At 59.9% G+C, this 11,954-nt stretch carries 9 protein-coding genes and 1 tRNA gene; 5 read left to right on the top strand and 5 right to left on the bottom strand.

What is annotated here, in order from left to right; all coding sequences use genetic code 11:
- Positions 1–12: 12 nt before the first annotated feature.
- Positions 13–1,953, bottom strand: a complete 1,941-nt coding sequence (gene asnB, locus BUE15_RS14355; RefSeq protein ID WP_073286455.1) for an asparagine synthase (glutamine-hydrolyzing) — start codon at positions 1,951–1,953, stop codon at positions 13–15.
- A 128-nt stretch (positions 1,954–2,081) separates the two neighbouring features.
- Here asnB and BUE15_RS14350 point away from each other — a divergent pair, with 128 nt between their 5' ends.
- On the top strand, positions 2,082–2,585 hold the full coding sequence (locus BUE15_RS14350) for an acyl-CoA-binding protein (RefSeq protein ID WP_073286452.1): 504 nt from the start codon (positions 2,082–2,084) through the stop codon (positions 2,583–2,585).
- Positions 2,586–2,697: 112 nt separating this feature from the next.
- A complete protein-coding gene (locus BUE15_RS14345; protein WP_073286450.1) occupies positions 2,698–4,680 on the top strand; it encodes a peptidylprolyl isomerase in 1,983 nt (660 codons plus the stop codon).
- A gap of 86 nt (positions 4,681–4,766) precedes the next feature.
- On the opposite strand, the gene BUE15_RS14340 is transcribed toward BUE15_RS14345, so the two are convergent.
- Positions 4,767–5,105 (bottom strand): cupin domain-containing protein, encoded by a 339-nt coding sequence (locus tag BUE15_RS14340; RefSeq protein ID WP_073286447.1) that lies wholly within the window; start codon positions 5,103–5,105, stop codon positions 4,767–4,769.
- Positions 5,106–5,295: 190 nt separating this feature from the next.
- Here BUE15_RS14340 and BUE15_RS14335 point away from each other — a divergent pair, with 190 nt between their 5' ends.
- Positions 5,296–6,135 (top strand): serine O-acetyltransferase, encoded by an 840-nt coding sequence (locus BUE15_RS14335; protein WP_073286444.1) that lies wholly within the window; start codon positions 5,296–5,298, stop codon positions 6,133–6,135.
- A gap of 102 nt (positions 6,136–6,237) precedes the next feature.
- The gene (cysK, locus tag BUE15_RS14330; RefSeq protein WP_073286441.1) at positions 6,238–7,161 is read left to right on the top strand and encodes a cysteine synthase A; all 924 of its coding nucleotides are present in this window, start codon (positions 6,238–6,240) and stop codon (positions 7,159–7,161) included.
- Between the two features lie 132 nt (positions 7,162–7,293).
- Here cysK and BUE15_RS14325 read toward each other — a convergent pair.
- The 3 genes from BUE15_RS14325 to BUE15_RS14315 all read right to left on the bottom strand — a co-directional run bounded on the left by BUE15_RS14325 (position 7,294) and on the right by BUE15_RS14315 (position 11,615).
- Positions 7,294–7,367, bottom strand: a tRNA-Ala gene (locus BUE15_RS14325).
- 174 nt (positions 7,368–7,541) lie between these two features.
- Positions 7,542–8,423 (bottom strand): DUF4397 domain-containing protein, encoded by an 882-nt coding sequence (locus BUE15_RS14320; RefSeq protein WP_073286438.1) that lies wholly within the window; start codon positions 8,421–8,423, stop codon positions 7,542–7,544.
- Positions 8,424–8,459: 36 nt separating this feature from the next.
- Positions 8,460–11,615 (bottom strand): TonB-dependent receptor, encoded by a 3,156-nt coding sequence (locus BUE15_RS14315; RefSeq protein WP_084549071.1) that lies wholly within the window; start codon positions 11,613–11,615, stop codon positions 8,460–8,462.
- A gap of 84 nt (positions 11,616–11,699) precedes the next feature.
- On the opposite strand from BUE15_RS14315, the gene BUE15_RS14310 reads away from it, so the two are divergent.
- Positions 11,700–11,954: transposase family protein (locus BUE15_RS14310; RefSeq protein WP_139252313.1), on the top strand; the 255-nt coding region annotated here is incomplete at its 3' end.

Here is an 11,954-nt window from a genome sequence, read left to right as displayed (position 1 = left end):
GAGCAGAAACTTCTATTGAACTACAGTTTTTGGGGCCTGCGCCACGGGGGCCATCATGTAGCGTTTCCACCAGTGCTGGAACACGATAAGGGCCCAGATGCGGGCGTGCACGTCGCCGGGGCTGCGGGAGAACAGCTGGGTTTTCAGTGCCCGGATGGCGTCTACGTCGAACACGCCCTGCGCCTCAATGAAGGCATCGGACAGCAGATCATCTTCGATAAGGGGCCGCAACTCGCCCCGGAACCACTTGAGCAGCGGCACTTCAAAGCCGTGCTTGGGGCGCTTGTACAGTTCTTCAGGCAATAGTGGCCGGAAGGCGTCCTGCACAATCCGCTTCTTCATGTTCGCGTCGATTTTGCTTTCGACGGGCAACGAGAAGGCAAAGCGTACCACATTGGGGTCGAGGAAAGGCGGCCGCACCTCCAGCGAATTGGCCATGCTCATCATGTCCACCTTGGCCAGCATGTCGTAGGGCAGCACCAGCGTGGTGTCGGTCAGCAGCACCTCATTCAGGTCGCCGTCGGCGTGCAGGTTCACCAGGATGTCTTTGCGGCGCTTCTCGGCCAGCTTCTTGCCTACTTTACGGCGCGAGGCGGCGCTGAGCAGGTTGCGGGAGTCTTTTTCGGAAGCAAACGAGGCCCAGTCCCAGTACCTGTCTTTGGGCCCGTTGAGCATGCCGCGCGAGAAGCGTTGAAACTGCCGGACTTTGTTGCCGAAAAAGGAGTTGCGCGACTTAGGCAGAATTTCCCAGAGCATGTTGAGGCCGGTTACGGCTTCGGCCTTAAAGCCGCCCTGCCGCACCTGGAACTCGCCCATGTGCTTGTTGTAGCCCGCAAACAGCTCGTCGGCACCGTCGCCGGAAAGGGCGACGGTGGCCTTTTCGCGGGTCCGCTTGCTCAGGATGTACACGGCCAGCGCCGACGAGTCGGCAAAGGGCTCATCGATGTAGTCGAGCACATCAAAGATGTGCTCGTAGAGGTCCTGGTTGGTGAGCGAAAAAACCGTATGGTTGGTCTTGTAGCGCTCAGCTACCAGCTTGGCGTATTTCGTTTCGTCGAAGAAGGGCTCGTCGCGGTAGCCGATGCTGAACGTGTTCAGGTGCTCGGTGTGGCGCGAGGCCAGGGCCACTACCACGCTGGAATCGATACCGCCGCTGAGGAAGGCCCCCACCGGAACGTCGGCAACCAGCCGGCGCGCGGTAGCGTCATCCATCAGCTCTACCAATTTCGCCTGCTGCTGCTCGTAGGTGAGCTTGTTTTTGGCGACTTTCTTGGCATCGTAGGGCACCTTGTACCAGCGCTTGCGCACTACCTTCTTGCCTTTGATGAAAAGGTAGTGGCCGGGCAGCAGCTTCTTGACGCCCCTGAATATGGTAGCGGGGCCGGGGATGTAGTTGAGCTGCAGGTAATGGCTCAGGGCCACATAGTCGAGCTTGCGCGGAATGCCCAGGGCCAGCAACGACTTCATTTCGGAGGCAAAAAACAGCTTGTCCTCGTCGCGGTAGATGAGCAGCGGCTTCTCCCCCATCCGGTCGCGCGCAATGAAGAGCGAATCCTCTTCCTTGTCGTAGATAGCCAGCCCGAAGAAGCCGTTCAACTTCTTGAGAAAGCCGCGCCCTTCCGTGATGTAGAGGCGCAGAATCACCTCCGTATCGGTTTGGGAGTGGAATTTGTGGCCTTTGCTTATCAGGCGCTGCCGCAACTCGCGAAAGTTGAAAATCTCACCGTTGAAGACAATGGTGTAGCGGCCCGACTCATCGGTCATGGGCTGGTTGCCATCGGCCGAAAGGTCGAGAATAGCTAAGCGCCGAAAGCCCAGCCCGCAACGGTCGTACACAAAGTGTCCCTGCGAGTCGGGGCCGCGGCTGACAATAGCGTCAGTTGAGGCTGGTAGCGCGGCGAGCGAGCTACGGCCTGTGTCAGTAAAGGCGAATAAGCCGGTGATTCCACACATAGAGCGCGCAAAAGTACGAAGTATCAGCAGACTTGTTGGCGCAACTTACGGAACTGTGCGGGCACCGTAACCAAAGCCCGGCCACCCTAGTACACCGTATAGTTTCCACTCTCAGCTCCTTTTCGACTATGAATCTTCAGCAAAATATGGACCTCCAGCAACAATTTGAAGCCGCCGTTTCCCGCGTAGATGGCCTGCCCGGCGACAAAGCCGCTCCCCATATGACGGAACTGTACGGCCTCTACAAGCAGGCCACCGAAGGCGACCATGACGCCAAGCACGAGGATGTAGGCGACGATATGCCCGACAACCCGAATGGCCCACAAGGTATGTCGCAGGCGCAATGGGACTCCTGGAGCAAGTTTAAGGGGGTGCCGCAGGAGGATGCTCGCCGCCAGTACATCGAAAAAGTAAACGAGCTGGCCGGCCCGGTTGGCGAAATGCCAACCGTCATCACCGGCAACGGCCAGCCCGCTACCGGCTCGCAGGTAAATGCTGACCAGGAGCGCAACAGCACCACCGCCCAGCAACCCGGCACCGGGCCGGGCGCTTCGCAAGGCGGCCTGCGCGGCGACATTACGGCGGGCGCCCCTTATGGCGGCGAAGACCATTTGAAGGACGAGCAGTCCTAGCCTGCTTCCGTTCCGGATATTCTGATTCAGGCAGCCCGCTCCGTACACTACGGAGCGGGCTGTTGTTTTAGCGCGCCAGGCTCAGGCTTATTTTGGCTATTTTCGGCCAGCCATGACCTACTCCGTTTCTTTGCGCGCTTTTCTGGCCCTGAGTTGCGCGGCCACTTTGCTGGCGGCCTGCGCACCTGCTATCCCCAAAACGTCCGCCGCCACGGCAGTGCCACCGCTCAACCAGTTTGCGGATGCCACCCTGCGCCTGATTGGCACGGCCCAGGATGAGCGCAATACCACGGCCTTACTCCCTTATCTGGCGCACCCGGAAAGCCGCTACCGCCAGGCCGCGGCGCTGGCACTGGCCTCAGTGCAGGATAAAGCAGCTACTGCGGCTCTGCTGCCGCTGCTCGGCCAGGAGCAGAAAGACGCTGTGCGGCGCGCAGCGGCGTATGCGCTGGGCCAGACCGGAGACAGTACCGCGGCTGAGACGCTGGCCGGGCACATCATGACGGCGACTACGCCGCAGCTACGCCGCTACTTATCCGAAGCGTTGGGGCGCTGCGTTACTCAGAAGTCGTTGCGGCTGCTGGCGCAAGGCACCTTTTCCCGAACGGATACTGTGTTTTCAACGGGCCAGGCCTGGGGGCTTTTCCGGGCGGGCAGCCGGGGCATTACGTCGGAAGCAGCCGTAGCGCGGGCAGTAGCATTGCTGGCAACCCGGCAGCCCGTGGCAGCCCGGCAAGGAGCCGCCTTCACGCTGGCCCGCACGCCCCGCCTCGACCTGACTGCCTATCAGGCAGCACTGGTTGCTGCCACCTCCGACGCTGACCCTACTGTGCGGGCTATGTCGGCCAGTGCCTTGGGCAAGGTGAAAACGCCATCTGTAGCACCTGTTCTGGCCAGTCTGGCCCGGCGCGATGCTGACCACCGCGTGCGGGTAAGTGCGCTGCGGGCCATGAATGCCGGTATGTATGCCCCGGTGAAAGAAACCGCCTGGCAGGCCCTCACCGACCCCAGCAGCCAGGTAGCCGTGACTGCGGCCGAGTTTTTCCTGACGCATGCGGCCGGGGAGCCGGGCATTCTGTTTCTGGAAAAAGCCAACAGGATCAACAGCTGGCGCGTGCGCTCTACCTTGCTGGCTGCGGCTCTGAAGCTGGCAGGTCCGGAGCGCAACGCCATCCGGACAGCCGTGCAGCAACGCTATTCGGCCGCCACCGACCCGTACGAAAAGGGCTACCTGCTCAAGGCGCTGGGCGAGGACCCGGCAGCGTATGAGTTTGTGGAGCAAGCCACCTTTGCGTCGGGCCAGCCGCTGGTAGTTGGGTCTTACGGCATGGAGGCCCTGGTAGCTATGCGCCGCCGCCCTGGCTTTCCGGAAGCCCAGCAGGCTGCTTTTGCCCTGACGCTTCGGCGGGCCATAGCCGGCGGCGACGTAACGGTGATGGGCACTGCGGCCGAGGCACTGCGCGACCCACAGCTGAATATGCGCCGACTGCTGCCCAACCCGGATTTCCTTGTAGCCGCTCGCGACAAACTGGTGCTCCCGCGCGACCTGGAAGCCTGGCAATCCTTGCAGCAAACCATCGACTATATGCAGCAGAAACCGGCTGCCCCTGTACCGGTGGCCAAAGCAGCCAGCCACCCGATTAATTGGGAGCTGGTCCAGACGATTCCGGACCGACAGCGGGTACTCGTACGCACCACTCAGGGTGATGTGACGATGGTTTTGCTCGTAAACGATGCCCCCGGCTCAGTAGCCAGCTTTGTGGAGCTGGTGCGGCAAGGGTTTTATGATGGCAGGTTTTTTCACCGGGTGGTGCCCAATTTCGTGGCGCAGGGCGGCTGCCCGCGCGGCGACGGTTCCGGCAGCACCGACTACAACCTGCGTTCCGAGTTCAGCGACCTGCGCTATGGCGAGGGAGCCGTCGGCCTGGCTTCATCAGGCAAGGACACCGAAAGCTGCCAGTGGTTCATCACGCACGCCCCTACCCCGCATCTCGACGGACGCTACACCATTTTCGCGCAGGTAGTGCAGGGCATGGACGTAGTGCAGCGGCTGGATATCGGCGACAAAATCATGCGGGTGGAGCTTGTCCGCTAGCCATGCGGCAAGGCTACCGACGCAAACCGCCCGTCCGCTGTATATAAAGCAGCGGACGGGCGGTTTAGCGTTGATGGTTCTGGCAGTTATTTGTCCCGGCCATGCACCTGCGCGGGCGGCGTGGTAGCTTCTACGGCCGAAAACGCCTCCAGAATCTTGTAAGTATGCTGGGCTCCCTGAGGTACAACCCACGAGTTGCCCGGTTCCAATAGCACCATCTGGCCTTCCAGATGCAGCTCGGCGCGGCCGGCCAGCACATAACCGACCGTTTCGTAAGGGCGGCTAACCGCTTCTTTCTGCTCACCGGGCTGCTCGTTTTCCCACATGCGCATGGAAACGTGCGTGCCGAAAGCCAGGTATTTTTCGCCGTCGGGGCCTTTGGGCGAGTGTCTTGAATCGACTTTAGTGATGGTAGTGTCTGCCATGGGTTGAAAAGTAAGGGGAAGAACTGCCGGCAGCAGCCGGCGGCATCTGTGCAAACGCAACCCCGCACCCCAGGTTGTGGTGAACAAGCAGCGCAAAACTTTCCCTTCGCTACGTAGTTAGAAGGTATTGCGGGATGGCTGCCGCTGCCGCTTCGGGCCCGGTCGCGCGGCCTCTGTGCTTTTCTCTCCTATGTTGTTTTCCTCTGATTCTTCCTTTGTGCTGGCCTTGGCGCAGGCCCATCAACAGGTGGCGGCGCCGCTGCCGGAAGCGGCGTTTTGCCAGCTGGCCGACAACCTGCTGCAACTGCTCTTTCCCGAACGGGGTGGCCAGCCGCTGCTACGGGCCGATGCCATTGCGGCAACGCTCATTCAGCAGCAAAACGACCTCGCGGCCCTTTTGGCCCATGTACCGCTGCCCGAAGCTGCGGCGGCAGTAGCGGCCGGGCTGATGAGCCGGCTGCCTGCCCTGCGCGACGCGCTCCTGCAGGATGCGGCGGCTATTTTGGCCGCCGACCCGGCAGCACAGGGGCTCGACGAGGTCATCAGCACCTATCCGGGGTTCTACGCCATTGCGCTGCACCGCATTGCGCATGCTCTCTACCAACTGCAGGTGCCGCGCGTGCCGCGCATCATCAGCGAGTTTGCCCACCACCGCACCGGCATCGATATTCACCCGGGCGCTCGGATCGGGGCATCGTTCTGCATCGACCATGGTACTGGCATCGTTATTGGCGAAACGGCCGTTATTGGGGCGCACGTGAAGATATTTCAGGGTGTGACGCTGGGCGCGCTTAGCGTCCGGAAGGAGTTGCAGGGCATCAAGCGCCACCCTACCATCGAAGACCATTCGGTGATTTACGCCGGCGCTACTATTTTGGGGGGCAACACGGTGGTCGGTAGTCACAGCATTATTGGCGGCAATGTGTGGCTTACCGATAGTGTTCCGTCGCACTCCCGCGTCTATCATCAGGCGCAGCTGCACGTAACGCGCACCGAAGACCCGGCCGCCGACATCATGTTTTCCATCTGACCGGTCAGAAAAGCAGGCGCGCTCCTCACTGGCCGTTGTTTCACTGAGTGCGCGGCCTGCTGCCCGGTTTTCTGTTTCGTTTACTCACTTACTTCCTTACTCATGAAAGCAACTTCCATTCTGGATACCATCGGCAACACGCCGCTTCTGCGCCTGAACAAGCTTTTCGCCAGCCGCCCCGACGTGGAGGTCTGGGTGAAGCTGGAACGCGCCAACCCCGGCGGCAGCATCAAAGACCGGATTGCGCTCAGCATGATTGAACAGGCCGAAAAAGACGGTATCCTGACGCCGGACTCGCTGATTGTGGAGCCTACTTCCGGCAACACGGGTGTAGGCCTGGCCATGGTAGCGGCCGTGAAAGGCTACAAGCTGACACTGGTGATGCCGGAGTCTATGTCGATTGAGCGGCGGCGCCTGATGGCGGCTTACGGCGCCAACCTGGAACTGACCCCACGCGAGAAAGGCATGAAAGGGACCATCGAAAAAGCCCACGAGCTGGTGCGCGACACGCCCGGCGCCTGGATGCCCATGCAGTTCGAGAACCCCGCCAACATCAAGGTACACGCCGAAACCACTGCCCAGGAAATCCTGCGCGACGCCCCGGAAGGCGGCTTCGATTTCCATATTACCGGTGTAGGCACCGGTGGCCACATCACGGCCGTGACGCAGGTGCTCAAGCCGCATTTTCCGAACATGAAGACTTTCGCCGTAGAGCCCGAACTCTCGCCCGTGATTAGCGGCGGCGCTCCGGGCCCCCACCCTATTCAGGGTATTGGCGCCGGCTTCATTCCCGCCAACCTGCACACTGATGTTCTGGATGGCACTATTCAGGTGTCGCAGCAAGCCGCCTTTGATATGGCCCGCCGGGCAGCTCGTGAGGAAGGGCTGTTCGTGGGCGTATCGTCCGGGGCGTCGTTGGCAGCAGTGGCGCAGAAGCTGGACGACGTGCCCCAGGGCGGCCGCGTGCTCACCTTCTGCTACGATACCGGCGAGCGGTATCTGTCGGTAGAAGGCTTGTTCGTGTAGCAGCAACCTAACCCATTTTACAGCAAACGGCGACTCTCGCAGGAGAGTCGCCGTTTCTTTTTCCTGCCATTCGCGCAAAACAGGCAGACGGTGTAAAAACAAAAAGCCCGACCGGTGGGTCGGGCTTTTGAGTGGAGAATATCGGAGTCGAACCGATGACCTCTTGCATGCCATGCAAGCGCTCTAGCCAGCTGAGCTAATCCCCCGTTTGGTAAGCACCATCCGCCGGTTGCGTTTGGTGTGACAAAAGTACGGCGCGTTTCGGTTTGTGCAAGTAGGACAGCGAAAAAAACCGAAAAAACTTTCCTCTCCACGCATAAAAAAAGCGGCTGGAGAAGCTCTCCAGCCGCTTTTTTCAAGTCAACCTAAGTCAGAATCAACTAGTTGTGCGTAACAACTGATAGACCCAGTGGAGTAGCACTGCCAGTAGCATTGGTGCCGCGGCTATACACCGTGTAGATTTTGCCGGAGGCAAAGGTCAGCGCCGTAGCAGGAATAATCACCTGTGAGGGGTTGGCAGCGGCCCGTGGTGAACGACGTACATCAAACGAGTACGTTCCAGCCGGGATATCTGTGAAATTAGCAAAGTTCAGGCTACGGGCCGGACGGGCCGGAGTTGTTGGAGTAGCGGCCACTGCAGCTACCGTAAAGGCAATTGAGCGGTACGTACGACCAATCGGTGCAAACAGGAACTTACCAATTGCTGCCGGATCGGGGCTCACGAGCGTGTACAAGCCGAGGCTGTCCACGCCAGCCGAGTAGCTCGGCGACAGATTCACAAAACGTACCCGAGCCCGGCCCGCTGCCGGAGCCGAAAGGTTATCGGACAGAGCAATGGCACGCATGCCACCGATATCAGAGCCGGAAGCAGCGCGGGTAGGAGCATCGGTCGAGAAAACCGTGTAGGAGCTACCCGATGCGAACTGCTGCCGCACGACACCAGGCGCTACTTCGCCGTTGGCATACTTCACGTTGTTCGGCGACACAACACCGATCTGGCGCTGACCGGCCGGCACTGCGAAGTAACCTGTAGTCGAGCTGAGGTAGCCCACCGACTGCCCCGACGCGACGTTGTCAATCGTGATGGTGCTGGTCTGGGAGCCGGGCGAGGCATTCACGACCAGAACCCGGGCCGCGCTTACCGTAGAAGCTGTTACGGGCGACGGGGTCGGATAATCCGGGTCGTCGCAGCCAGTCAGCACGGCTGCTGCCGAAGCAGCCAGCGTGAGCTTGGCAAAGAGTGAAGAAGAAAGGAATTTCATGAGTTGATGCGTTTAGCGAAGTCTACTGACGACTGATTAAAACAGGTAACGAACGCCAAACTGAGCCTGCCAGCGCGAGGCCAGCTGATCTACCTGATAGCCAACCGTGGGAGTGGTAGAGGTGCCATTGCCGAAGCCGAAGGTTGGGCGGCCCGTGGTGCCGTTTTCCAGACCCTGATAACGCAGCAGGCCGTAGTTGCCGTTCGCTACGAAGTAGTCGCGTCCCCACTCTTTGTTCAGCAGGTTGCCGAAGTTGATGATGTCAACCGACAGCTGGATGGTGTGCTCTTTGCCACCGATGGTGGTGTAGATATCCTGCAGCAGACGAACGTCAATCTTGTGCTGCCAAGGCGTGCGGGCGCCGTTGCGGGCAGCGTACTCACCACGGTGCTCTTTCAGGTACTCATCGTTCTCGATGAACGAGTTCAGCTCACCCCAGATCTGCTCGGGAGTACGGCGGTCGTTCGGGCCGTCGGTCACCAGTACGATTTCGTCGCGGGTGCGTGGGATGTAGATCAGGTCGTTGGAGTTGCTGCTGAACTGGCCACCATCGTTGTTGAGGTCGCCGCCATAGTAGCTATACGAGAAGGGCGTGCCCGACTGACCATTGTAGAAAGCCGACAGCGTGGTAGCGAAGTGCTTGGCGTAGGCTTTGCGGTACGAGAACGAACCCAGCACGCGGTGGCGCAGGTCGAAGTTCGAGTACGACAGGGGCAGGTTGTTCGGGCCGGCTACGTGGGGGTTGAATTCCCAGATGGAAACAGCCGTGGAGCTGGAGCCCGAGTACAGGTCACGCGACTGGCCGTAGGTATAGGCAGCCGTAGCGAACAGGTCGCTGTTTACCTGCTTCTTCAGTTCACCCGTGATGCTGTACTGGTAGCCTTTGCTGGTGTTGGTCAGCAGAATCACGTTGTTGAAGTCGCGGCTGTTGCGGTAGCGCGCGGTGCCCGTGGGGTACACCGGACGGCCGTCGCCCTGGATTACACCGGTCGGGTTCGAAAGGTTGATGTCAACCGGCAGCACGTCGTTCAGCGACTTGGAGTAGATACCTTCCAGCGTGGCTACGATGCCGGCGGGCAGGCGGTAATCCACTGCGAAGTTGGTACGGATCAGCTGCGGGTTGCGGAAGTTTTTGTCCGTTACGGCAATGCTGCCCTTGGCGGCGGCGGCCGGCGTGCTGGCAATCTGGTCGCGCAGCGTACCATAGTTGCTGCTCAGGCCGAGGCCGGCTTTCGAGGTGCTGTTGTTGGAATCGTAGGTAGCAAAGTCAACACCGGTGTTGCCGTACTGGTTGGAAATCCATACGTAGGCCGGACGGCCGGTGAACACACCCACACCACCACGCAGCTGGAAGGTCTGGTTTTTACGCACGTCCCAGTTGAAGCCGATACGCGGCGACACCTGCAGGCGCGACTTGGGCAGACGGTCGGTCTTCACGTCGTAAGCACCACCGTTGGCCGTAGCAATGGCGAAAGTGGAGTCAACCCGCTTGTTGTAAGAAGGCTTGTCGAAATACACCGGCAGGTCAACGCGCAGACCCGTCGTGAAACGGAAGTTGTCCGTGATGTTGTATTCGTCCTGGATGAAGGCACCGAACTGAGCAGCACCAAACTTAGCGGTTGGCTTACCGCCGGGCAGGGCGTAGTTCTGGCGGTAGCGGAAGCCGCTGGCATCCACGTTGTTGTCCAGGAAAGCCTGCAGCGTCGGATAGTTGTAGCGGCCTTCGGTGCTCTGCACGAACAGGTTGTCGAAACGGAAGATTTCGTTGTTCGTGCCAACCGTGATGACGTGCTTACCGGCGAAGATATTGAAGTTGTCGTTGATTTCCAGGATGTCCTGGTCGAGGCGGTTAGCCACGGAGCTGAGTTCCGAACCGGCGAATACCGAGCCATTGCCTACCGAAATTTCGATAGATGGGAACCGGTCGCCCACCAGCGAGCGGCTGTCGCGGATGCGCGAGTAGCCTACCAGCAAGCTGTTGGCGAAGCGGTTGCCGAAACGGCTTTTCAGTTCAGCTACCGTCGTGTTGGTTTTGCTCAGGAACTGGTAGCCGTTGTTGGCGAAGCGGAAGTTGGTCAGACTCCGGGTGATGTTGTCATCGGAAGCGTCCACGAAGTTGTGGCGCAGCGTGAGCTGGTGGTTCTGGCTGATGTTCCAGTCGAGACGAGCAAAGGCCTTGTTGCTGCGGCGCTCGGCGTTGATTTCACCGAAAGCACCAGCGTTATAACCGTAACGGTCACGCAGTACGTCCGAAATCTGCTGCAGCTGCTCCGTGCTTACGAAAGTCAGCAGGTCAGAGCCCGGGTTGTTGCGGATTTGGTCCTGCGAACCAGTGCGGAACAACAGCGGAGCCGTGCGGCGGGTAATTTCGCCGTTTACGAAGAAGAACAGCTTGTCCTTGATGATCGGACCGCCGAGGCGAATACCAGCCTGGTAATCGTTGAACTTGTCGAGCTTGGTACGCTCACCGGCCGAGTTAGGCGTTGGGCTTTTGCCGGCCGTGTTCTGGTTGCGGCCAAATACGAAAGCCGAACCCGAGAAGTCGTTGGTGCCGGAACGGGTAATGGCGTTGATACCACCACCGCTGAAACGGCCCTGGCGCACGTCGTAGGGGGAAAGGACTACCTGGAATTCTTGGATTGCGTCCAGCGAAATCGGGTTAGTGTTGGCTTGTCCACCGGGAGCACCGGTGTTGCCCAGACCGAACAGGTCGTTGTTGGAAGCACCGTCAATCTGGATGTTGTTGAAGCGTGCGTTCCGGCCGCCCAGCGAGCTGCCGTTGGCCTGCGGCGTGAGGCGCGTGAAGTCCTGGAAGCTGCGGTTGATGGTGGGCAGGCGCTCAATCTGCTCGCGTTGCACGTTGGTGGCAGCACCATTGCGCTCCGAGTTCAGCACCGGGTCGCGGCGGCCCGAAACCGTTACGCCGGCCAGCTCCGTGGTGGCGTCGCTCAGGTTCAGGTCGAGGCGCAGGTTCTGGCCCAGGCTCAGGAAAATACCTTCGCGGCTGGCGTCTTTGTACCCTACGAATGTTACACGTACGCTATAGGGACCACCTACGCGCATGTTCTGAATGTTGAAGCGGCCTTCCGAGTTGGTAGGTGCTACATATTGGGTGTTGGTAGGCGTGTGAACTGCTATGACCGTAGCCCCCGGCAAGCCGGCGCCGTCCTTGTCGGTAATAATACCGTTCATGGCCGACGTCAGGGCTTACGCATCAAATTTAGGGTGACATATTGAGGGCTGACCTTTGTCTTTTCAGACATTGTCAAGTTCTTCATGTTCAGCCAACTGCTTACTTCTTTTGCCACCCTTCCAGACCCGCGTTGCGCGGGCCGCACCCGACACCGATTGCGCGATATACTGGTCATCGCTATCTGTGCCGTCGTGGCCGGAGCCGAAACGTGGGTGGACATCGCCCACTACGGCCAGTTGAAGCAGACGTGGCTGGCTACGTTTCTGGAGTTGCCGAGCGGAATTCCTTCGCACGACACGTTTCGGCGCGTGTTCTCCCTGCTCGACCCGCAGCTGCTC

The organism is Hymenobacter psychrotolerans DSM 18569 (assembly GCF_900142395.1).
Classification (GTDB): Bacteria; Bacteroidota; Bacteroidia; order Cytophagales; family Hymenobacteraceae; genus Hymenobacter; species Hymenobacter psychrotolerans.
This window is presented reverse-complemented; position numbering and strand designations above follow the sequence as displayed.